The organism is Rhizobium glycinendophyticum, from assembly GCF_006443685.1.
GTDB lineage: Bacteria > Pseudomonadota > Alphaproteobacteria > Rhizobiales > Rhizobiaceae > Allorhizobium > Allorhizobium glycinendophyticum.
Genome location: NZ_VFYP01000003.1, coordinates 144,529 through 165,935 on the forward strand (window position 1 = coordinate 144,529; position 21,407 = coordinate 165,935).

A 21,407-nucleotide genomic window follows, 5' to 3' on the forward strand; every position below is an offset into this window, starting at 1 on the left:
GACGAAGGACTGAACCCTACCGTCCGAGCAGCCACCGCGCTGCAAACCAGCTACCGCAGGCCCAGACCATGCCGGCCGCCCAGCCGCCAACAACATCAGTCGGGTAATGCACGCCGAGATAGATGCGGCTGAGGCCGATCAGCAGCGTCAGGAGCACGGCAACGATGGGGAAGAAGTAGCGCAGCGCTGGCTGCTCCTCAATGCGGGACAGCATGGCGCCGAGCGTCAGGTAGGTGATGGCCGACAACATCGCATGGCCGCTCGGAAAACTCATGTCGGTGACCTCGACGAGATGCTGCACCACCTCCGGCCGCGGCCTGGCAATGCCGATCTTCATGGCGCTGCTCAAGCCCCAGCCGCCAAGGATCGAGGCAGTCACGAAGATAGCCGTGCGAAACTTGCGGCGCAGCGCGAGATACACGACGACCAGGGTCACGAGCAACGTCAGCACGGTCACACCGCCGAGTGCGGTGATATCGACCATCATCTTGGTGAGCCAGGCCGGTCCGACGGGCATGCCGAGATCTGTCGTGTCGCGCAGCATCAAAAGCACGCCCTCGTCGAAGGCCCGCGTCTCGCCCTCCAGCACCTCGCCCGTCAGCTCGAAGAGAAAATAGGCGACCAGCGCGGCAACCAGTGCCGTCATCCAGACCCGCCTTTCCGTCGAAGAAGCGATACGCGTGATATGGTGCTTGATACGCTGCATGGGCGAGTTCCTGATCGAGACTATGTCGGCTACATCGCGTCGGAGGGCGGCGGCGTCAACCACCGGGCAAAAGTCAAATGTGGGCGGATCGGAGTTGTTCCATATACTTATCGAAGCTTCCTTTGTGCAGGAAGGTGAAGTGCCGCTCGGGCGAGCGCGCGGCTTTTGCCAGCGTAATCCGTCTGTCCACAACGTGACCAAAGCCACCTTGATCTTCTCCTCCACCCCCGCCACTCTCCGCCCACCCATCCGGAGACACACCCCATGCCCCACGGCCCCCTCAACCTGCTGACCGATGTCCAAGGCCTCTCCGTCGGCCACGCAACCGATCGTGCACTCGGCTCGGGCGTGACCGTGATCGTCTTCGACGAACCGGCGACAGCCTCAGGCACGGTGCTCGGCGGCGCGCCGGGGGGACGCGACGTGACGCTGCTTGATCCCGCAATGACGGTGCAACAGGTCGATGCCTTCGTGCTCTCGGGCGGCTCGGCCTTCGGGCTCGATGCGGCAGGCGGCGTGCAGTCGGGTCTCAGGGCAGCCGGGCGCGGCTTTGCCGTCGGCTCAGTACGCGTGCCGATCGTGCCACAGGCGATCCTGATGGATCTGCTGAATGGCGGCGACAAGGATTGGGGCCTGCATGCGCCCTATCGCGACCTCGGCTACGAGGCCTATGCGAACGCCACCAAAGGCGCCTTCCCACTCGGCACAGTGGGCGCCGGCACCGGTGCCACCACGGCCAATTTCAAGGGCGGCATCGGCTCCGCCAGCGCCATATCGTCATCAGGTCACACGATAGCAGCACTGCTGGCCGTCAATGCCATGGGCTCGGTGACCGTGGGCGACGGGCCGCATTTCTGGGCAGCCCCCTTCGAGGAGGGACAGGAATTCGGCGGTCTTGGCCAGCCGAGCCGCGTCACCGCCGAGGACCGGGCCATGCGCATCAAGGGCCTCCGCCTGACCGCGACGACCATTGGCGCCGTGGTCACCGACTGCGCGCTCTCCAAAGCCGAACTGCACCGCCTGTCGATCGCCGCCCATGATGGTTTGGCCCGCGCCGTGCTGCCGGCGCATCTGCCATTCGACGGCGACACCATGTTTGCCGCGTCGACGGGCAAGCGTGAGAGCAATGGTGTCGCGGACCTGATGGAACTCTGCCACCTGGCAACGCTGGTGACGGCGCGTGCCATTGCGCGCGGGGTGTTCGAGGCGGTGGCGTTGCCTTACGCTGATGCGCAGCCGGCCTGGCGGGATCAGTGGGTAAGATAAGCGCTAAGCTTTGTCCGCTTGGTACCCCCCCTCTGCCCTGCCGGGCATCTCCCCTCAAGGGGGAGATCGGATAACCGCATCGCTTCAACCCGCCGCCACGTGCCGGTCATCTGAAAGAAGGTCTGGTTTTTAGCTAGGCACAGCACCGGCTGGCAATCTCTCCCCTTGAGGGGGAGATGTCGGCGTAGCCGACAAAGGGGGTGTCGCGCGGCAAACGAACAAACGGATTATGCGCCCCCTAAGAGCCTCCACTTTCGCCTCATCCAGCCTTGACCCAAGTCAAGGACAACCCGCCCTCCACCACTGAGATTGTTCGCCAAGCCTGGTCACGTCTTTGACGCAGACCGGCTGCAGGATGATACGGATCGGGGGAGGACGGTTCGACAATGGAAGACGAAAGCGACATGGAAAGACCCGTTCTCACCAACCGTACCTTTGACGAACTGAAGCTTGGCGATGCGGCGAGCCTCACCCGCACCATCGGCCCGGACGATATTGAACTCTTCGCCGCCCTCTCCGGCGACAGCAATCCGGTGCCGCTCGGCCAGTCGCTGATCCCGGCGGGCATGATCTCGGCCGTGCTCGACACCCGCCTGCCCGGCCCCGGCACGGTTTACCTCGGCCAGGATCTGGAATTCTGGAAGGAGATCGCAACCGGCGACCGGATCACCGCGACGGTGACGCTGATGAAGAAAGAAAGCGACGGCCGCACGCTGGTCTTCGACACGCGGTGTGTGAACCAGAATGGCGAGCCGGTGCTGGCCGGCAAGGCCCGTGTGCGGGCACCCACCGAGCGCATCAGCTGGTCGGAAAACCTGCCCCCTGATGTTTCCCTGCAGCGCCATGACCGCTTCGATGCCATCGTCGCTGAGGCCCGCAGCCTGCCGATGGTCAAGACCGCCCTTGCCCACCCCTGCTCGTCGGAAGCGATTGAAGCCGCTGTCGAAATTCGCGACGAAGGTCTGCTTGAGCCGATCCTGATCGGCCCCGAGGCAAAGATTCGCGCGGCTGCCGAAAAGGCCGGCATCTCCATCGCTGGGCTTGAAATCCTACACACCGAACACAGCCATGCAGCGGCGGCCCTTGCCGTCGAACTCGCGGTTGCCGGCAAGGTCGGCTCCGTGATGAAGGGCAGCCTGCACTCGGACGAACTGCTGGGTGCCGTCGTCGGCAGCGGCTCGGGCCTTCGCACCGAACGCCGCGTCAGCCATGTTTATGTCATGGACGTGCCGGCCTATTCGAAACTCCTGATCGTGACCGATGCCGCCATCAACATCGCTCCCACCCTCGAACACAAGCGCGACATCTGCCAGAACGCGATCGACCTGATGCACATGCTCGGCGTACCTGAGCCCAAGGTCGCGGTGCTTGCGGCCGTCGAGACGGTCAATGACAAGATGCCGGCGACGCTGGAAGCGGCAGCTCTGACCGTCATGGCGGCCCGTGGCCAGATCCGGGGTGCCAGGGTCGACGGCCCGCTCGCCTTCGACAACGCGATCAGCATGGAGGCCGCCCGCACCAAGGGCATCATCTCCCCCGTGGCCGGCGATGCCGATATCCTGCTGGTGCCGGATCTGGAAGCCGGCAACATGCTCGCCAAGCAACTGCTCTATTTCGCCAATGCCGATGCCGCAGGCCTCGTTCTCGGCGCCCGTGTGCCTGTGATCCTCACCAGCCGTTCGGACAGCCTGCGTGTGCGCATTGCCTCGGCCGCGCTTGCCAAACTCGTCGCCGCCAAAAAGGCCGCATCCCTGGGACCTCTGGCATGAGCCAGAAACTGCTGCTTACCTTCAATGCCGGCTCTTCAACGGTAAAGATCGGCATTTTCGACCGCGAGGCCGGCTTCGCCAGGCGCATCGGCAAGGGCGTCATCGACTTCCGCGCCGAGCCGTTGACCTTCCACCTGATCGAAGGCCCGGCCATCTTCGACGTACCGCTGGTGGCTAAGACCGACGACCTGCTGCACGACGTGCTGGAAGAGGTCTTCGACTGGCTTGCCGAACATTACGATCTAAATGCCGTGTCCGCCGTTGGCCACCGCGTCGTGCATGGCGGCGACCTGTTTGACGACGCGGTAAAGGTCGACGAAGAGAGCCTAGCAGGCATCGAAAGCCTCGTGACGCTCGCTCCGCTGCACCAGCCGCAGAACCTGCGCCTGATCAGGGCGATTGCGGAGCTGAAGCCCGGCCTGCCACAGACCGCCTCGTTCGACACCGCCTTTCACCGCACCCAGCCCGATGTCGTCAGACGCTTCGCCATCCCGCGCGACTGGTTCGACAAGGGCGTGAAGCGCTACGGCTTTCACGGACTGTCCTACACCTATATCGCCCGCGCCCTGAAAACATTGGAACCAGAAACCGCCGGAGGCCGCGCAATCGTTGCCCATCTTGGTTCCGGCGCCAGCCTTTGCGCGCTTGACCATGGCGTGAGCCGCGACACCTCCATGGGCTTTTCCACCATCGACGGCGTGCCCATGGCGACCCGCTCCGGTGCCATCGATCCCGGCGTGTTCTTCCATCTCGTCGAGGCGCATGGTCTGAGCGTGAAAGCGGTCGAGGACATGATCTACAAGCAGTCCGGCCTGCTGGGCTTGTCCGGCATCAGCGCCGACAGCCGCGTCCTGCTGGAGACACCCTCGAAGGAAGCCTGCGAGGCGCTCGATGTGTTCACGTTCCGCATCGCCGGAGAAGTGGCGCGGCTCGCCGCCTCGCTCGGTGGCCTCGAGACCCTCGTCTTCACGGCCGGGATCGGCGAGAACCAGCCTGCCATCCGCCGCTCGGTGGTCGAGCGGCTGCGTTTCCTGGGCACGCTGCTGGACAGCGATAAAAACGACCGGAACGACGCCGTCATTTCGCCCGAGGAATGCCGGGTGAAGGTCCGCGTCATTGCCACGGACGAGGAGCAGGTGATCGCAGACGACTGTCTGAGGCTCGTCGGCTGACACCATCCCCGAGCGCTGACACCAAAGCGTCATGAAACAGGCTTAGAGACGCCTCGACGAAACGGATGGAGGCGCGACCATGCTGAGACAGACGGATGCGACGGGAGAAGCCCAGAATTCGGCTGGCGGCAACCGGCTCATCCTCTCCGACGCCCGTGTCGTCACGCCAGACCATGTGCTGCATGGCTCGGTGGTGATCGAGGATGGCCGCATTGCGGAAATTCACGAAGGACCGTCAAGACATCGGGAAGCGGTTGATTTTCGCGGCGACTATCTCCTGCCCGGCCTCGTCGATATACACACAGACCATTTCGAGAAACATCTCTATCCCCGCGCCCATGTGCGCTGGGATTTCATACGCGCAGCACTTGCCCACGACGCCCAGATCATTGGCGGCGGCGTCACCACCGTTTTCGACAGCCTCTGCGTCGGTGCCACCACCGACAATCCGGAACGCGCCGAGATCCTGAAACCGATGATCGAGGCACTGGAACAGGCGCAAGGCGCTGGCATGTTCAGGGCCGAGCATCTCGTCCACCTGCGCTGTGAACTGACGGACCCGGTGGCGCCGCAACTCACCGCCGAACATATCGACCGGCAGATCGTCCGCGTCCTCTCGGTGATGGAGCATCTGCCCGGCATTCGCCAGAGCCGCGACATCGAGGCCTATGTCGTCAGAGCCTGCAAATCGACCGGCGAAAGCCCAGACCGTGTGCGCGAAAAAATCAAGGTTCTCGTGGCCGAGAAGAGCCATATCGCCGCGATGACCCGGCCTGACATCGTGGCGCTTGCCCGCGCTCGTTCCATACCCCTGATGAGCCACGACGACACCGATGTGGCCCATATCGAAGCGGGCGTGGCCGAAGGCGTCTCGATTTCCGAGTTTCCGTGTTCGATCGAGGCCGCAGAGGCCGCACGCCATGCCGGCATGAAGATCGTGGCCGGCGCGCCGAACCTCGTGAGGGGTGGCTCCCAGTCCGGCAACATCGCCGTGCGCGACTTGTTGGCGACAAGACTCGTCGACATCCTGGCGTCGGATTACGTGCCACGCTCGATGCTCGATGCCGCCTTCATGATTTCAGCCGATCCCGGTCTCGACTATGATCTGCCGAGCGCGGTTGCCCTCGTCACCCGCAGCCCCGCGCTCGCCGGCAATCTCCCGGATCGCGGCGCTATACAGACGGGGCTGAAGGCCGACATCATCCGCGTCGACCTGCAGGACGGTCATCCCTTCTTGAAATCCGCCTGGCGCTCAGGCCATCGCGTCGCCTGATCACCGTCAGACGCTCCGAAAGCCTTCACTCGCCGTCATTAGCTGGCGGGTGTAATCGGTCGAGAAATCGCCGTCGCGCAATTGCTCGACACTCAGCGTTTCGACGATTTTGCCGGATTTCATCACAGCCAGATGCTCGCACATGTGGGTGATCACCGCGAGATCGTGGCTGACCATCACAAAGGTAAGCCCGCGATCCTTGCGCACCTGTTCGAGCAGGTTGAGGATTTCCGCCTGGATCGAGGCATCGAGCGCCGAAGTCGGCTCGTCGAGCAAGAGCACCTTCGGCTCGAGGATCAGCGCACGGGCAATCGCAATGCGCTGGCGCTGGCCGCCGGACAGCTGGTGCGAGAAACGGAAGCGGAAGCCGGCGCCAAGACCCACTTCGTCCAGTGCGCGTGCAATGCGTGCCTCGGCATCGGCAAAGCCATGGATGGTCAGCGGCTCGCGCAACAGCCGGTCCACCGTCTGGCGCGGATGCAGCGAACCATAGGGGTCCTGGAAGACCATCTGCACCTGGCGATAGAATTCCTTGTCCCGTTTGCGGCCCTCATAGAGCCTGCCATTGACCGACAGGATGCCACTGCTGAAGGAATTCAGCCCGGCGACCGCGCGCAGCAGCGTCGACTTCCCCGAGCCGGATTCCCCGACAATGCCGAAGGAGGCGCCGTCTTCCACGTCCACGCTGACGCTGTCCAGCGCCCGGTAGCCGTCGAAGCTGACGACCATGTCTTTGATGGCAAGAACCAGCCTCATAGCTTCCACTCCGCCTGGCGCGAAAGGACCGGCAGAGGATGACGGTCGGCGGCGATCTGCGGGAGGCATTCGAGAAGCCCTCTCGTATAGGGATGTTGCGCCTCGCGAAGGCGCGTCGCCTCGATTTCCTCAACCACCCGGCCGGCATACATCACCAGCACGCGGTCGCAGAAGGACGAGACCAATCTCAGGTCGTGGCTGATGAAGATGAGGCCCATGCCACGATCCCGGACGAGCGCATCGAGGATGGCGAGCACTTCGAGCTGGACCGTCACATCGAGGGCCGAGGTCGGCTCGTCGGCGATCAGCAGCTCAGGCCCGCAGATCAGCATCATCGCGATCATCACGCGCTGCCCCATGCCGCCGGAAACTTCGTGCGGATAGAGATCGAAGACGCGTTCCGGATTGCGAATCTGCACGGCTTCGAGCATGGCGAGCGCCCGTTTGCGCGCCTCGCTGGACGACACCTTTTCATGGGTGCGAAGCGTTTCCATAATCTGGCGCCCGACGGTCATGACGGGATTCAACGAGTATTTCGGATCCTGCAGGATCATCGCCAACTGCTTCCCGCGCAGCGAACGGCGACGGGCGGGGCTCGCTTTCAGAAGATCGGTGTCGCCGAACTGCAGCCGGTCGGCCGTGATCCTGGCCTGCGGCGAGGTCAGACCCATGATGGCCCGCCCCGTCTGCGACTTGCCGGACCCGGATTCGCCGACGATGCCGAGCCGCTCGCGCCCGAGCGTGAAGGAAACGCCGCGCACGGCCTCGACGAGGCCAGTGCGGGTCGGGAAGCTGACGCGGAGATTGTCTACCGTCAGAAGCGCGCTCATTGACCGGCCTCCTTCGGATCGAGCGCATCGCGCAGCCCGTCACCCAGCAGGTTAAAGCCGAGCGAGACGATGAGGATGGCAAAGCCCGGCATGGCCGCGACCCACCACTGGTCGAGAATGAAGCGACGGCCCGACGCAATCATGGCACCCCATTCCGGCAGCGGCGGTTGTGCGCCCAGACCAAGGAAGCCGAGGCCTGCAGCCGTCAGGATGATGCCGGCCATATCCAGCGTCACGCGCACGATGACCGAGGACAGACACAGCGGCACGATATGCGATAGCACGATCCGGAGCGGCGAGGCGCCCATCAATTGCACCGCCGCGATGAAATCCGAGTTGCGGAAGGTCAGCGTCTCGGCCCGCGCGATACGGGCGTAGGGCGGCCAGGAGGTGATGGCGATGGCGAGAACCGCATTCTCGATCCCGGGTCCGAGGGCCGCGACGAGTGCCAGTGCCAGGACCAGCTTCGGGAAGGCCAGGAAGATGTCAGTAATCCGCATCAGCACGGCATCGACCCAACCACCGGCATAGCCGGCGACCGTGCCGACGATCAGCCCGACGGGTGCGGCGATGACCGCGACAAGCGCCACGACGAAGAGGGTGAGTCGTGATCCGTGGATCAGGCGCGAGAGAATATCCCGGCCCTGATCGTCGGTGCCAAGCAGATAACCGGCGCTGCCGGGGGGCAGAAGGCGGGCATTGCGCAGGTCCCCCTGAACCGGCGAGTGCGGCGCCAGCACGTCGGCAAAGGCAGCGACGAACAGCAGGGCGAGCAGGATCCCAAGCCCCGCCAGCGCCAGCCGGTTTTCGGCAAAGCGCTGCCAGATGATATAGGCCCGGCCACAACGTGCCTGCAGACGGGATTGCGGCCGGTCGGAGGTGAGCCAGCCTTTCCAGCTTTGGTCGGAAGCGGAGACGGGTGTGGTCATCGGCTGCGCGTCCTCGGATCCAGCGTACGATAGAGAATATCCGACAAGAGATTGATGCCGATGAAGACGGATCCGATCACGATCGTCCCGCCGAGCACGGCGTTCAAGTCGGCATTCTGTAGCGAATTGGTGATGTAGAGGCCGAGCCCCGGCCAGGAGAAGATCGTCTCTGTTAGTACCGAGCCTTCGAGAAGGCCGGCATAGGACAGCGCGATGACGGTCACCAGCGGCACGGCGGCATTGCGCAGCGCATGGAACCAGATGATCCGCGTTTCGCTCAGCCCCTTGGCACGAGCGGCGACGATATATTCCTGTGCCAGTTCGTTGAGCATGAAGGAACGCGTCATGCGGCTGATATAGGCCATGGAGAAATAGCCCAGCAGACCGCCGGGCAGAATGATGTGGCGGAACAGATCCCAAAGCACATCCCATTGCCGCTGCATGGCCGCATCGATCAGGAAAAAGCCGGTGACGGGCGTGAAACTGTATTCGTAGACGATGTCGACGCGGCCGGGATAGGCGACCCAGTTGAGCTTGGCATAGAAGAGCAGCAGCGCCAAAAGGCCGAGCCAGAAGATCGGCACGGAATAGCCGATCAGCCCGACGACGCGCACGATCTGGTCGGCAAGAGAACCCCGCTTGACCGCAGCCAGCACCCCGAGTGGCACGCCAAGCACGGCCCCGATAATGGTGCCGACCGTTGCGAGTTCGATGGTTGCCGGGAAGACGCGAGCGATGTCCTTCATCACGGGATTGGTGGTGAGAACGGACACCCCGAAATCTCCCGACAGCGCCTGGCGGACATAGATGATGAACTGCTGCCAGAGCGGCAGATTGAGCCCGAGCTGTTCACGCACACGCTCCACGACATGCGCCGGCGCACGGTCTCCAACGATTGCGAGCGCGGGGTCGATCGGCACGACGCGGCCGATGAAAAAGGTCACGGCAAGAAGGCCGAGATAGGTGGTCACCACCGTCAACAGAAATTTGCCGACGGCGATGGCGATCGCGGAGGCGCGCTGCGACGCGCGCCTCCGGTCGACCTGATTATCCACGGAGGTCAAGGACGACTATTCCTTGGAGACCGTGTTGACATAGTTGGTGTCGAAGCTCGGGCCGAGCTTGTAGTTCTGCACCTTGCTCGAATAGCCGGCAATTTCCGTCTGCTGGAAGATCACCACGAATGGGCCGGAAGCGAGTACCTGCTTCTGCAGGTCTTCATAGATGGCCGCACGCTTGGCGGTGTCCTTTTCGAGCAACGCAGCCGCCGTCTTGGCCGACAGTTCCTTCGGGTCCCAGGCATTGCGCCAGGCGAGCGTCTTGTTGGTGCCCTCGTCGGAGTTGTCAGGATTGAAGGTGAAGGTCTCGGCGTTCGAATTCGGGTCGAAATAGTCCGATCCCCACTGGCCGATATAGATGTCATGCTGGCGCGCACGATACTTGGTCAGCGTCTGCTTGCCGTCGCCCGGGATGATTTCCAGCTTGATGCCGGCCTGGGCGAGCGTCTGCTGGACGTTTTCGGCAATACCGGTCACGGGCTGCGTGTTGCGCACGTCCATGGTGACGGTGAAGCCGTCAGGCAGACCGGCCTTGGCCAGCAGTTCCTTCGCCTTGGCAACGTCGAGCTTGTAGGGGTTCTCTTCGAGCGCGCCGAGCTGGCCGGACGGCAGGAAGGTCTGGTGGATCGAGCCGATGCCCTTGATCAGGGTCTCACCCAGCGCGTCATAGTCAACGAGGTACTTGAAGGCCTCGATGACCTCGGGCTTGGCGAGGTTCGGGTTCTTCTGGTTGAGGCTGAAATAGTAGAGCGTACCCTTCGGGGCCGACGTGGTGGCAATGCCGTCCTTCTTGGCAACGGCGTCGAAATCGTTCGGGTCGAGGTTGCGCGCGACGTCGATGTCACCGTTTTCAAGCGCCAGGCGCTGGCCGGAGCTTTCCTTCATGTAGCGATAGATGACGCGCGCGAGCTTGGCCTTTTCGCCATAGTAGTTGTCGTTGCGCTCCAGCACCACCACTTCATTGGCGCGCCATTCGCGGATCTTGAACGGGCCGGAGCCGGCATAGCCGGTCTTCAGGAACTCGTTGCCGAAATCGGTGTCGTATTTGTATTCCTCGCTCGGCGTGACCGGCTTGGCATTTTCCATCACCAGCTTCTTGTCGACGACGGAGGCGACCGTCGCGGTTAGAACGTTGAGAACGAAGCTCGGTGCATAGGGCTTGTCGACGGTCAGTACAAAAGTGGACTCGTCGGCAGCCTTGGCCTTTTCCGTTACGTTGTCGCCGGTCAGGCCGAACTGGGTGAGCAGGAAGGCAGGCGACTTGTCGAGCTTGATGACGCGCTCAAAGGAGAAAGCGACGTCTTCGGCGGTGATCGGATTGCCCGACGCGAAGGTGAGGTTCGGCTTCAGCTTGAAGGTATAGGTGAGGCCATCCTCGGAAACATCCCAGCTTTCCGCAATGTCGCTGACGATCTTCGACGTATCGGCCGGATCGAGCGCCACCAGCTTGCTGTACGTGTTGGCCGTCACTTCGGCCGTCGAGATTTCGAAGGCTTCGCCCGGATCAAGCGAGATGATGTCGTCGATCGCCCAGGCCTGGACGAGTGTGTCGGCCGGGGTCGCCGCATAGGCCTGCGGCGCTGCCGCGACCGTGAGCACCAGCATGGCGCTGGTCGCCAGAAGTTTGAGGCGCTTGTCGAACATTGTCATCGTAACGGTTCCCTTCTTGGTTTTTATGGACAGGCAAGTATGAACTTATTCGTGCCAGGCGGAAGCCAGCACGCGCAGCCAGTTGTCGCGGCAGATCTTGCGCAGGTCGTCGGCACTGTAGCCCGCAGTCCGGAGCGCTTCGACCAGACGCTGGTTGCCGGCGGCATCCGCAATGGCAGCCGGGATCGTGGCGCCATCGAAATCAGAGCCCAGAGCCACACAATCGATCCCCATGCGCTCGACCAGATAATCAATGTGCCGGACCATCAGCGAGAGCGGCGTGTCGGCGTTGTCGCGCCCATCGGGCCGCAGCATGGTAACGGCGTAGTTCAGCCCCACGAGACCGCGGCTTTCACGGATCGCGTCGAGCTGCTTGTCGGTCAGGTTGCGGGCAACTGGGGTCAGCGCGTGCACGTTGGAATGGCTGGCAATCAGCGGCTGGTCACTGAGCTTGGTCACGTCCCAGAAGCCCTGTTCGGTGATATGCGCGAGATCGATCAGGATGCCGAGCTTGTTGCAGCGGCGAACCAGTTCGCGACCGAGATCGGTGAGACCGGGGCCGGTATCCGGCGAACTCGGAAAGGCGAAGGGCACGCCGTGGCCGAAGATGTTGTGACGACTCCAGACGGGACCGAGGGAGCGCAGGCCCGCCGCGTAAAAGACCTCAAGCGCATCGAGATTGGCGTCAATCGCCTCGCAACCTTCCATATGCAGAACGGCAGCAAACCCACCATCGGCCATGACCTGGCGGATCTGGGTGGTGCTCTGGCACAACGTCCATGCCCGCGCCTGATCCAGCTGATGCGCGATGGAGATCATCTCCAGCGCGATGTCGAGCGAGAACGGGCGTTCCAGTGGCGGATCGAGCGGCGTTGTATAATGGCCGTTCGCATCCGGCTCTTTCAGGACGAAATCATGCGGCGATGGAACGTAGACGGCGCAGAGGCCGCCGCCCAATCCGCCACGCTTGGCACGCGGGCCGTCGATGTGGCCACTGCTGGTGCCGTTGATGAATTCGCGGACCGGATCCGTGCCGTCCTTTCGCCCGCGCCAGAGGCGAAGGAGAACGTCGTTGTGGCCATCGAAGATCAAGTCCATGAAAATGAATTCCGTAACTCTGTTTCGTCAAGGAGGGTCATCCAGTCCCCGAGACCGGGGACTGGATCGCATAAACAGTGGCTTGGCCATCATTTAAATCGTAGGACCAAATCCCCTCTGCATTCAAGGGTGAAAAAAATTTACTCCATGCCAACCTGCGCGATGGCTGGCATCTGCCCAAGCCAATCGGTCGCAGCCTCATAGGCGGCAGCTACAGAAAGCACCTTCGCATCCGTGCGCGGCGGTCCGATCAACTGGAATCCGTTCGGTAGACCACTTTCCGAAAAGCCGGCCGGCAAGGCTGCGACCGGAAGCCCCGCCATGCTCGGCCCGATCACCACCTCCATCCAGCGATGGTAGGTATCCATGTGCCGCCCGGCAATGTCGCGCGGCCACGGGATGTCGGCATCGAAGGGAAAAACCTGGGCAGCCGGCGCCACCAGATAGTCGAAGCGCTCGAAAAGCTTCAGCATTACCTGATACCAGGCCGTGCGCACGGCCGATGCCTCGTAGACGTCGGCCGAGGTGACGCGCAAGCCGGATCGGACCTCATAGAGGATCTCAGGTTTCAGCGACCCTCGCCGAGCGGGATCTTCGTAACTGTCGCGCATGCTGCCGGCGGTGAGGACACTGCGTAGCGTGGTCCACGCCCACCACAGCCGCTCCATGTCGAAGTTCGGCACCGCCGGCTCGACCACAAAACCCATGCGCGCAAAGACGCCCAGCGCCTTTTCCGTCAACGCCAGAACACCATGCTCAAAGGGCAGATGACAAGAGAAGTCGCCGAGCCAGCCGATCCGACCGCCCGGGGCGGCAATCGTAGGATCAATGGCGACGGGTGCACTCTCGAATGAGGTTGGATCTCGCAAATCGAAGCCCGACTGGATGTTGAGAAGCAACACGACATCTTCGACGCTGCGGCCCATCGGGCCAAGCGTCGCGAGTTGGTTGAGATAGGCATCGCGTCCCGGGAGTGCCGGGATGCGCCCGAAGCTCGGCCGAAAGCCGACGACATTGTTGAAAGCAGCCGGATTGCGAAGCGACCCCATCATGTCGCTGCCATCGGCAACCGGCACGAGCCGGGCCGCGAGCGCTGCCCCTGCCCCGCCGCTCGATCCACCGGCCGAGCGCGCCAGATCGTAGGGATTGCGAGTGACGCCGAAGACGGGATTGTAACTGTGCGAGCCGAAGCCCCATTCCGGCGTATTGGTCTTGCCGATGATGATCGCACCCGCCGCCCGGATGCGCTCCACCTGAATATCATCGAAATCCGCTACGAAATCGCGGTAGAGCGGCGAGCCGTAGGTGCAGCGGATGCCCTTGACCTCGCTCAGATCCTTGATGGCGATCGGCACCCCATGGAGCGGCCCAAGCACCCGCCCTTCAGCCCGTTCGCGGTCGCGCAGCCGGGCCTCGGCCAGCAGTTCGTCATCAGGTCGAAGGCTCACCAGAGCGTTGATCTGCGGATTGATCCGGGCGATGCGCGCCAGGTACGCGGCCATCAACGCCTCGCCCGAGAAAGAGCCGCTTTGCAGAGCGGCGGAAAGCGCGGCAACGCCGAGACGGGTGGGATCGGTCACGGGAAACTCCGGATCAGCGAAGGGGATGGCGCGGGCGCGCGATCTGGTCATCCAACGATGGGACCCGAGAGCAAGCCCTGTCAAGCGCCGGGCCAAGCGCCTGCCGCAGCCCTGCCATGCGGCCGGAACAAAATGTCTGACTGTGCAAAATAAAAATGGTCAACCGACCAATTTAGAGGCAACATGCTCCAAAATCAGGTGCGCGATCCCGGCCGCTCGCGACACCGAAGACAAAGGGAACACCGGTCGGAAGTAAGGGCGTCAGCGGGAATCCGGGATTTGCGGACTATTTCCCCGGCCCGAAAGGGAGAGGCTTCGCATGCAATTGAGCTGGCACACGACTTGCGTGACGAAAGTGACGTCATGCGAGCGGCTGGGGCACCCGTCGCTCTTGGTTCGAGCTGAAACACATCACGCATAAACGAACGCCAGGGGGCACCACTTGAGTTCCGCATCTGATAAGGCAGCCATCGAGATCCGCGGCGTCAGCCGCGTCTACGGATCCGGGCACGACAAGGTCACCGCGCTCGACGGGATATTCCTCACCATCAAAGAAAACGAGTTCTTCACGCTGCTGGGACCCTCCGGTTGCGGCAAGACCACGCTGCTGCGGTTGATCGCCGGCTTCGATTTTCCGACGACGGGCGAGATCCTGCTCTACGGCGAGGATATAGCGCCGCTTCCGCCCTTCAAGCGGCCGGTCAATACGGTCTTCCAGTCCTACGCGCTCTTCCCGCACATGACGGTCGCCGAAAACATCGGATTCGGCCTCAAGATGCTCGGCAAGCCGGCAGCGGAGATCAAATCACGTGTCGACGAGATGCTGGAACTCGTCCACATGACCAAGATGCGTGACCGGCAGGTCAGCCAGATTTCCGGCGGCCAGCAGCAGCGGGTGGCGCTTGCCCGCGCACTGGCCCCGAAGCCGAAGGTTCTCTTGCTCGACGAACCACTGTCGGCGCTCGACTATAAACTCCGCAAGGAAATGCAGATCGAGCTGAAGCGCGTGCAGGCCGAAACCGGCATCACCTTCATCTTCGTGACCCATGACCAGGAAGAAGCGCTCACGATGTCCGACCGCATCGCGGTCATGTCGACCGGGAGTCTCCGCCAGGTCGGCTCGCCATGGGACATATACGACCGTCCGGCCGAGCGCTTCGTCGCCGATTTCATCGGCGAGACGAACTTCCTCGAGGTCGAAGTGGCTTCGGTTACCGGCGACCGGGCGAGCGTGCGCATGCGGTCTGGCCGCGAGATTCCCGCCACCTTCCCAGACAAGACCACGCCCTCGGGCAAGGTCACCATCGTGATCCGCCCGGAACACGCCGAGATCGTTGCACCGTCACCGGAGGCCACGCTCACCGGAACCATCGAGAGCGTGGTCTATCTCGGCACCGATACGAACATCAACGTGCGCCTGGAGGGGGGCTCCCTCTTCACCGTCCGCCAGCAGAACAGCCGCAGCGGCGTCTCTTCCTATGCGGAAGGCCAAACGGTCGGCATTCTCGTCAGCGACGACGTCGCGCAGATCCTGAAGGATTGACCATGAGCGCGATCCAGACGGCCCCCGAACATGCCAAATCGCGCGACATCCGAAACCGCTGGCTCCTGAGCTTCCCGGCCCTCCTCATCATCTTTGTCGCCGCCATTGGCCCGCTCTTCGTGATGCTGGTCTATTCATTCCTTGCCAAGGGCGATTACGGCGATGTGAAGCCCTGGGAATTCTCCACCGAAGGCTGGTTTTCGGTCTTCTTCGAGCGAGACATCTTCGATGATACGTTCGGACTCGCGAGCGCCCATCTGTCGATCATCTGGCGGTCGCTGAAGCTCTCCTTCTACACGACCATCCTCACCTTGATCCTCGGCTTCCCCACCGCCTATTTCATCGCGACGCGGCCGCAGAAGACCCGCGAAATCTGGGTCTTCCTGATCACAATCCCGTTCTGGACCAACTTGCTGATCCGCACCTTTGCCATGCAGCAGGTCATCCGCAACGAAGGCATCGTCAACAATCTCTTGACGTGGCTCGGCGTCATCAAGAGCCCGCTGCAGATCATCTACACCGATACGGCGACCCTCTTGGGCATGGCCTATGTCTACCTGCCGCTGATGGTGCTGCCACTGTATGCTTCGATCGAGAAACTCGACTTCCGTCTGGTCGAGGCCGGATATGATCTCTATGCCAGCCGCTTGCAGGTGCTGTGGCGCATCGTCATCCCGCTGGTGAAGCCCGGCCTGATCGCCGGTTCCATCCTCGTCTTCATCCCCTCGCTTGGTGCTTATGTCATTCCCCGCGTGCTCGGCGGCGGCAAGAACATGATGCTCGGAAACCTGATCGAGATGCAATTCGGCGCCGGCCGCAACTGGCCGCTGGGTGCTGCCATGTCTATCACGCTGATGATCCTGGTCACGCTGGCCCTGGTCTTCTATGTCCGCAATGCCTCGAAGTCGGGAGCCGGCCATGTCTAATCGCCGTTTCGACATCCAGAGCCAGCCCGGCTTCGGCCTGATCGCAATGATCACCTTCTTCGCGCTCTACCTGCCGATCGCAGCCCTCGTCGCGTATTCCTTCAATGCGAGCGACAGCCTTTCCGTCTGGGGCGGCTTCTCGTTCCGCTGGTTCGTCGCCGCCTCGCACAATCTCGCCGTCCAGGATGCGGCGATCCGCTCGCTGATCATTGCGCTTTGGGCGGCGGGCCTTGCTACCATCACCGCCACCATGGCAGCGCTGGCCACCACGCGCACGGAAGGCTATCGCGGCCTGACGCTGAAATACGCCGCGATCAACCAGCCACTGATGGTCCCGGAAATCGTCACCGCCGTGGCCCTCTTGATCGTCTTCTCGCGGATCAAGGTCTGGACCGGTTATTCCGGCCTCGGCTACCTGATCGCAGCCCATACCGCGTTTTGCATTCCCTTCGCATACCTGCCCATCCGGGCACGGTTGGAGAGTATGGACCTGACGCTCGAAAGAGCCGCGGCCGATCTCTATGCAACACCCTGGCGCGCCTTCCGCTATGTGACGCTGCCGCTTCTGCGTCCCGCCATCATTGCCGGCTTCATGCTCGCCTTCGTCATTTCGCTCGATGACGTCGTCATCACCGAATTCGTCAAATCCGGCGGGCAGGACACTTTGCCAACCTACATGCTCGGCCAGATCCGCCGGGAAACGACACCCGAAATCAACGCGATCGCCAGCATCTTCCTGGCGCTGTCGACCGTGCTGATCGTGGTCTTCTTCTTCATCAACCGGCGCAAGCCGCAAGCCTGACATCAATCAAAAACAGAGAGGAACGGAGAATGACAATGAAATGGATGAGCACGACGGCGATCGCCACGCTCACGCTGCTGACCGTTGCCGGCGCCGCATCGGCCGCAGGTGAACTCAACATCTACAACTGGGGCGACTATACCAGCCCCGAACTGATCAAGAAGTTCGAAGAGCAGTTCGACGTCAAGGTAACGATCACCGACTACGATTCCAACGACACGGCACTCGCCAAGGTTCGCGCCGGTGGCCATGGCTTCGACATCGTCGTACCCTCCGCCAACTACATGCCGATCTGGATCAACGAGGGCCTGCTGCTCGAATCCCGTCCCGACCAGATGGAAAATTTCAAGAATGTCGACGCCCGCTGGGTCGATGTCGCGTGGGATCCGGGCCGCCACTATTCCGTTCCGTGGCAGTGGGGCGTGACCGGCATCGGCGTCAACACCAAGTTCTACAAGGGTGACATCAACACCTCCGCCATCTTCCTCGATCCGCCGGAAGAACTGGTCGGCAAGCTCAACGTCACGCCGGAAATGAACGACGTGCTCTTCGCCACGATCAAATATTTCGGCGGCAGCTGGTGCACGACCGACAAGGACCTCCTGCGCAAGGTGCGTGACAAGCTGGTCGAAGCCAAGGCCAAGTGGCTCGCCATGGATTACAGCGTCACCGATAAGCTGCCCACGGGCGACTACGCCGGCGTCTACTACTGGAACGGCGCCATCATGCGCTCGCGCCTGCAGAACCCGGAGGTCAAGTTCGGCTATCCGAAGGAAGGCTATCCGGTCTTCATGGATAGTGCCGCGATCCTCAAGGACGCCAAGAACGTCGACAACGCCAAGGCCTTCCTGAACTTCATCATGGCCCCGGAAAATGCGGCCATGCTGTCAAATTTCGCCAAATATGCGAACGGCATCAAGGGCTCGGAAGAGTTCATGGACGCCGCCATGAAGGATGCGCCAGAACTCGTCGCGCCACCTGAACTGGAAAAGGCCGGGGAATTCCTGCTCACCTGCGAGCCGGACGTTCAGCAACTTTACTCGAAGATCTGGACCGAAGTTCAGAAGTAACGCCGACCTAACAGCAAGACCTGACATGAACGGGAGAGCTCTACCGGCTCTCCCGCACGGGAGCCTTTTGCCATGACCACCCGCTTCCAGGCGAACTACGGCTTTGAACGCTCGGATGTGACGCTCGCCACCTGGCGAACGGCGCCCTATAGCCGCTGGAGCTTTAGCCATGCGGACGAGATCGTTCCGAGTGCCCTGATCCCGGCAACCGTCGAAAGACCTGAGAGACCGGTGGACGCGACGGATCTCCTGTCGCGCAGCTTGAGTGATGGCCTTGCCGGGAAGCCGTCGATCGGCGCGTTTCTCGATTACGCCCATACCGATGCCTTCGTGCTGATGAAGAGGGGCGCGGTCGTCGCCGAGCATTACGCCCCGCAGTCGGACATCAACCAGCGCCACATCGTCTTTTCGATCAGCAAGTCGCTGACGGCTCTCGTCATCGCCACGCTGGAAAACGATGGACTGATGGACCCGCAGGCACCGGTCACCAGCCTGTTGCCGGAAGCCGCAGGCTCGGCTTACGGCGACTGCACCATCCGCGACGTGCTCGACATGCGCGTCAGCCTTGCCTTCGACGAGGCCTATCTCAACACCGACGGCGCCTATGCCCGCTATCGTCGGGCAACGCTCTGGAACCCGGCCGTCGCGGGCCAGCCGGCAGAGACGCTGCTATCCTTCCTGCTGACCCTTAAGAAGGCGGACCACGCCCATGGCGGTCCGCACTTCTACGCCTCACCCAATTCCGACCTGCTCGGCATCCTGATCGAACGCGCCACCGGCGAACGCTATGCAGACGTCATGTCGGAGCGCCTTTGGAAGCCGCTCGGCGCCTATCATCATGCGAGCATTACCGTCGACGCCGAAGGCTCGGCGCGGGCTGCAGGCGGCATTTCGGTCACCGCCCGCGACCTTGCCCGTGTCGGCGAAATGCTGCGCCAGGACGGCATGGTCGACGGCAAGCGTATCGTTCCCAAGGTCTGGATTGGCGACATGCTGACGGCGGGCGATCATCAGGCCTGGGTCGATGGCCATCCCAATTTCTTCCCGAATGGCCGCTATCGCAGCCAGTGGTACCAGTCCGGCGAAGCCGACGGCGCATTCGCAGCGATCGGGATCCACGGCCAATGGCTCTATGTCGACCCCTCGACCGAAACCGTGGTCGTCAAGCTCTCCTCGCAACCCAATCCGCTCGACGACGAGCTGAAACACGACAACTTCGCCTTCTTCCGCGCGCTCTCAGCGCTGGATCTCTAACGCATTTCTCCTAATGGAAAAGACCATGTCCCAGACCGCAGACCTGATCATCACCAATGCCCGTGTCCTCACCATGGATACGGATCACCCGACGGCCGAAGCCGTCGCTGTGGCCGGCAACCGCATCTTCGCAGTCGGCACGACATCCGAGGTCGAAGCCTTGGCAGGCCCCGCCACCCGCAAGCTCGATGCCGCGGGCGCCACCGTCATGCCCGGATTCAACGAAGCCCATATGCACATCTTCCCCGGTTCGGTGTCGCTGCGCCAGCTGAACCTGCATGGCATCCAAGGCTTCGAGGCGCTCAAGGCCGCCATTCTCGACTATGCGGAAAAGAACCCCGACGAGCCGCTGCTGATGGGCTTTTCTGCCGACTATTCGATCATCTCGCTGACCGAGCCCTGCACCCGCCATCACCTAGACGCCATCCTGCCCGACCGCCCATTTATGATGTTTGCGCCTGATCACCACACCGCCTGGGCCAACACTGCGGCCTTGAAAAAAGCCGGCATCCTCAAGGGCAAGGACGTCGGCGTCGGCAACGAGATCGTCATGGGAGAGGATGGCCTGGCAAACGGCGAACTTCGCGAGGGCAATGCTTTCGGCCCGGTCTCGGCGCTGGCGTCAACTGGCGGGCGCGAAGAGCTCGGCATGGTTACCGGCATGGACCCGGAAAACGTAACTGCAGAGCAGTTCGCGCTCGACCGCGCCATCCTGAAGGCCGGTCTCGATTACTGCGCCTCCTGGGGCGTAACCTCGATCCAGAATTTCGACGGCAACCACTACCAGCTCCGCCTGATGCGCGATCTTGAGCTGTCTGGCGAGCTCTCCTGCCGCATCCGCATTCCCTATCACATGAAGAATTTCATGGCGCTTTCGGATCTCGACAAAGCTGCAAGCTGGAAGGCGGAATTTGCCACCGACATGTTGCGCGGCGATTTCGTCAAGGTCTTCATGGACGGCGTCATCGACAGCCAGACGGCCTATATGCTCGACGGCTACGGCGACCGCCCCGGCTACACCTATGAGCCGCTGTTCACGCCGGAAGCCTTCAACGCGATCGCGACCAAGGCGGACGCGCTCGGCCTGCAGGTTGCCGTGCATGCCATCGGCAGTGCCGCGATCCGCCAGACGCTCGACGGCTATGAGACCGCCCTGAAGGCGAATGGCAAGAAGGACAACCGCCACCGCATCGAACATATCGAGGTGATCCACCCCGACGACATCCCACGCTTTGCCACCCTTGGCGTGGTCGCCTCCATGCAGCCGGTCCACTATCCCGGCGGCACATGCTTCCCCGCCGAGCCGACGACGGCCAAGATTGGCGAAGACCGCTGGGCCTATTCCTATGCCTGGCGCACGATGAAGAACGCAGGCGCCACGGTCGTCTTTGCCTCGGACTGGCCTGTCTCCCCCGTCTCGCCCTTCCAATGCATCCAGGACGCCGTCACCCGCAAGCCGTGGAAAGACGGGCTGCCCGATGAGCGCTTCACGCTGCAGGAATCGCTGGAGGCCTACACATCAATCGGTGCCTGGGTTGAATTCATGGAAGATCGCAAAGGCAAGCTGAAGCAAGGTTTCCTCGCCGACATCGTCATCCTCAATACCGATATCGAAGCCGTGGCACTCGACCAGATCATGGAGACGGTGCGCGCCGCAGTGACCATCTGCGACGGCAAGATCACCTATAAGGCACAAGAGCAGGCCTGAGAGCCGGCAGCAGAGGA

Annotated in this window: 18 protein-coding genes; 10 read left to right on the plus strand and 8 right to left on the minus strand. The window is 62.4% G+C overall.

What is annotated here, in order from left to right:
- Positions 1 to 16: 16 nt before the first annotated feature.
- Complete coding sequence (locus tag FJQ55_RS17755) at positions 17 to 706, minus strand: phosphatase PAP2 family protein (protein ID WP_140830344.1); 690 nt, start codon at positions 704 to 706, stop codon at positions 17 to 19.
- Positions 707 to 970: 264 nt separating this feature from the next.
- Between FJQ55_RS17755 and FJQ55_RS17760 the strand changes: the two genes are divergently transcribed.
- The 4 genes from FJQ55_RS17760 (at position 971) to FJQ55_RS17775 (ending at position 6,186) form a co-directional block, all read left to right on the plus strand.
- Positions 971 to 1,972, plus strand: coding sequence for a P1 family peptidase (locus tag FJQ55_RS17760; RefSeq protein ID WP_140830347.1), 1,002 nt, complete (start codon positions 971 to 973; stop codon positions 1,970 to 1,972).
- A gap of 386 nt (positions 1,973 to 2,358) precedes the next feature.
- Entirely contained in the window at positions 2,359 to 3,741 is a 1,383-nt protein-coding gene (locus FJQ55_RS17765; protein WP_208758224.1) for a bifunctional enoyl-CoA hydratase/phosphate acetyltransferase, read from the plus strand.
- The gene (locus FJQ55_RS17770) at positions 3,738 to 4,913 is read left to right on the plus strand and encodes an acetate/propionate family kinase (protein WP_140830349.1); all 1,176 of its coding nucleotides are present in this window, start codon (positions 3,738 to 3,740) and stop codon (positions 4,911 to 4,913) included. Before FJQ55_RS17765 ends, FJQ55_RS17770 begins: the two co-directional genes overlap by 4 nt.
- A 79-nt stretch (positions 4,914 to 4,992) precedes the next feature.
- Positions 4,993 to 6,186 (plus strand): alpha-D-ribose 1-methylphosphonate 5-triphosphate diphosphatase, encoded by a 1,194-nt coding sequence (locus FJQ55_RS17775; protein ID WP_140830352.1) that lies wholly within the window; start codon positions 4,993 to 4,995, stop codon positions 6,184 to 6,186.
- Positions 6,187 to 6,192: 6 nt separating this feature from the next.
- Here the strand turns inward: FJQ55_RS17775 and FJQ55_RS17780 are convergent, their stop codons facing one another.
- The 7 genes from FJQ55_RS17780 to FJQ55_RS17810 all read right to left on the minus strand — a co-directional run bounded on the left by FJQ55_RS17780 (position 6,193) and on the right by FJQ55_RS17810 (position 14,138).
- A complete protein-coding gene (locus FJQ55_RS17780) occupies positions 6,193 to 6,942 on the minus strand; it encodes an ABC transporter ATP-binding protein (protein WP_140830354.1) in 750 nt (249 codons plus the stop codon).
- Entirely contained in the window at positions 6,939 to 7,772 is an 834-nt protein-coding gene (locus tag FJQ55_RS17785) for an ABC transporter ATP-binding protein (protein WP_140830357.1), read from the minus strand. The genes FJQ55_RS17780 and FJQ55_RS17785 overlap by 4 nt, the downstream gene beginning before the upstream one ends.
- The gene (locus tag FJQ55_RS17790; RefSeq protein WP_140830359.1) at positions 7,769 to 8,701 is read right to left on the minus strand and encodes an ABC transporter permease; all 933 of its coding nucleotides are present in this window, start codon (positions 8,699 to 8,701) and stop codon (positions 7,769 to 7,771) included. The genes FJQ55_RS17785 and FJQ55_RS17790 overlap by 4 nt, the downstream gene beginning before the upstream one ends.
- Positions 8,698 to 9,765 (minus strand): ABC transporter permease, encoded by a 1,068-nt coding sequence (locus FJQ55_RS17795; RefSeq protein WP_140830361.1) that lies wholly within the window; start codon positions 9,763 to 9,765, stop codon positions 8,698 to 8,700. The genes FJQ55_RS17790 and FJQ55_RS17795 overlap by 4 nt, the downstream gene beginning before the upstream one ends.
- Before the next feature lie 6 nt (positions 9,766 to 9,771).
- The gene (locus tag FJQ55_RS17800) at positions 9,772 to 11,409 is read right to left on the minus strand and encodes an ABC transporter substrate-binding protein (protein WP_140830363.1); all 1,638 of its coding nucleotides are present in this window, start codon (positions 11,407 to 11,409) and stop codon (positions 9,772 to 9,774) included.
- A gap of 45 nt (positions 11,410 to 11,454) precedes the next feature.
- Positions 11,455 to 12,507 carry a dipeptidase gene (locus tag FJQ55_RS17805; RefSeq protein ID WP_140830365.1) on the minus strand — a complete coding sequence of 351 codons (1,053 nt, stop codon included), beginning with the start codon at positions 12,505 to 12,507 and terminating at the stop codon, positions 11,455 to 11,457.
- A 140-nt stretch (positions 12,508 to 12,647) separates the two neighbouring features.
- Positions 12,648 to 14,138: an amidase gene (locus tag FJQ55_RS17810; RefSeq protein ID WP_246085186.1), complete on the minus strand. Its 1,491-nt coding sequence runs from the start codon at positions 14,136 to 14,138 to the stop codon at positions 12,648 to 12,650.
- Between the two features lie 391 nt (positions 14,139 to 14,529).
- On the opposite strand from FJQ55_RS17810, the gene FJQ55_RS17815 reads away from it, so the two are divergent.
- The 6 genes from FJQ55_RS17815 (at position 14,530) to FJQ55_RS17840 (ending at position 21,390) form a co-directional block, all read left to right on the plus strand.
- Positions 14,530 to 15,630, plus strand: coding sequence for an ABC transporter ATP-binding protein (locus tag FJQ55_RS17815; protein WP_140830368.1), 1,101 nt, complete (start codon positions 14,530 to 14,532; stop codon positions 15,628 to 15,630).
- A gap of 2 nt (positions 15,631 to 15,632) precedes the next feature.
- Positions 15,633 to 16,556: an ABC transporter permease gene (locus tag FJQ55_RS17820; protein WP_140830370.1), complete on the plus strand. Its 924-nt coding sequence runs from the start codon at positions 15,633 to 15,635 to the stop codon at positions 16,554 to 16,556.
- The gene (locus FJQ55_RS17825; RefSeq protein WP_140830372.1) at positions 16,549 to 17,358 is read left to right on the plus strand and encodes an ABC transporter permease; all 810 of its coding nucleotides are present in this window, start codon (positions 16,549 to 16,551) and stop codon (positions 17,356 to 17,358) included. Before FJQ55_RS17820 ends, FJQ55_RS17825 begins: the two co-directional genes overlap by 8 nt.
- Positions 17,359 to 17,393: 35 nt before the next feature.
- Positions 17,394 to 18,428 carry an ABC transporter substrate-binding protein gene (locus FJQ55_RS17830; RefSeq protein ID WP_140830910.1) on the plus strand — a complete coding sequence of 345 codons (1,035 nt, stop codon included), beginning with the start codon at positions 17,394 to 17,396 and terminating at the stop codon, positions 18,426 to 18,428.
- A 72-nt stretch (positions 18,429 to 18,500) separates the two neighbouring features.
- Complete coding sequence (locus FJQ55_RS17835; protein ID WP_140830375.1) at positions 18,501 to 19,682, plus strand: serine hydrolase domain-containing protein; 1,182 nt, start codon at positions 18,501 to 18,503, stop codon at positions 19,680 to 19,682.
- A gap of 25 nt (positions 19,683 to 19,707) precedes the next feature.
- Positions 19,708 to 21,390 (plus strand): amidohydrolase, encoded by a 1,683-nt coding sequence (locus FJQ55_RS17840; protein ID WP_140830377.1) that lies wholly within the window; start codon positions 19,708 to 19,710, stop codon positions 21,388 to 21,390.
- Positions 21,391 to 21,407: the final 17 nt, after the last annotated feature.

Excerpts from the sequence above, each read along its gene's own strand:
- FJQ55_RS17755 (WP_140830344.1), bottom strand. The coding sequence starts at position 706 with ATGCAGCGTATCAAGCACCATATCACGCGTATCGCTTCTTCGACGGAA.
- FJQ55_RS17805 (WP_140830365.1), bottom strand. The coding sequence starts at position 12,507 with ATGGACTTGATCTTCGATGGCCACAACGACGTTCTCCTTCGCCTCTGG.
- FJQ55_RS17775 (WP_140830352.1), top strand. The coding sequence starts at position 4,993 with ATGCTGAGACAGACGGATGCGACGGGAGAAGCCCAGAATTCGGCTGGC.
- FJQ55_RS17840 (WP_140830377.1), top strand. The coding sequence starts at position 19,708 with ATGTCCCAGACCGCAGACCTGATCATCACCAATGCCCGTGTCCTCACC.
- FJQ55_RS17790 (WP_140830359.1), bottom strand. The coding sequence starts at position 8,701 with ATGACCACACCCGTCTCCGCTTCCGACCAAAGCTGGAAAGGCTGGCTC.
- FJQ55_RS17825 (WP_140830372.1), top strand. The coding sequence starts at position 16,549 with ATGTCTAATCGCCGTTTCGACATCCAGAGCCAGCCCGGCTTCGGCCTG.
- FJQ55_RS17770 (WP_140830349.1), top strand. The coding sequence starts at position 3,738 with ATGAGCCAGAAACTGCTGCTTACCTTCAATGCCGGCTCTTCAACGGTA.
- FJQ55_RS17820 (WP_140830370.1), top strand. The coding sequence starts at position 15,633 with ATGAGCGCGATCCAGACGGCCCCCGAACATGCCAAATCGCGCGACATC.
- FJQ55_RS17765 (WP_208758224.1), top strand. The coding sequence starts at position 2,359 with ATGGAAGACGAAAGCGACATGGAAAGACCCGTTCTCACCAACCGTACC.
- FJQ55_RS17780 (WP_140830354.1), bottom strand. The coding sequence starts at position 6,942 with ATGAGGCTGGTTCTTGCCATCAAAGACATGGTCGTCAGCTTCGACGGC.
- FJQ55_RS17785 (WP_140830357.1), bottom strand. The coding sequence starts at position 7,772 with ATGAGCGCGCTTCTGACGGTAGACAATCTCCGCGTCAGCTTCCCGACC.
- FJQ55_RS17810 (WP_246085186.1), bottom strand. The coding sequence starts at position 14,138 with ATGACCAGATCGCGCGCCCGCGCCATCCCCTTCGCTGATCCGGAGTTT.
- FJQ55_RS17830 (WP_140830910.1), top strand. The coding sequence starts at position 17,394 with ATGAAATGGATGAGCACGACGGCGATCGCCACGCTCACGCTGCTGACC.
- FJQ55_RS17760 (WP_140830347.1), top strand. The coding sequence starts at position 971 with ATGCCCCACGGCCCCCTCAACCTGCTGACCGATGTCCAAGGCCTCTCC.
- FJQ55_RS17835 (WP_140830375.1), top strand. The coding sequence starts at position 18,501 with ATGACCACCCGCTTCCAGGCGAACTACGGCTTTGAACGCTCGGATGTG.
- FJQ55_RS17800 (WP_140830363.1), bottom strand. The coding sequence starts at position 11,409 with ATGACAATGTTCGACAAGCGCCTCAAACTTCTGGCGACCAGCGCCATG.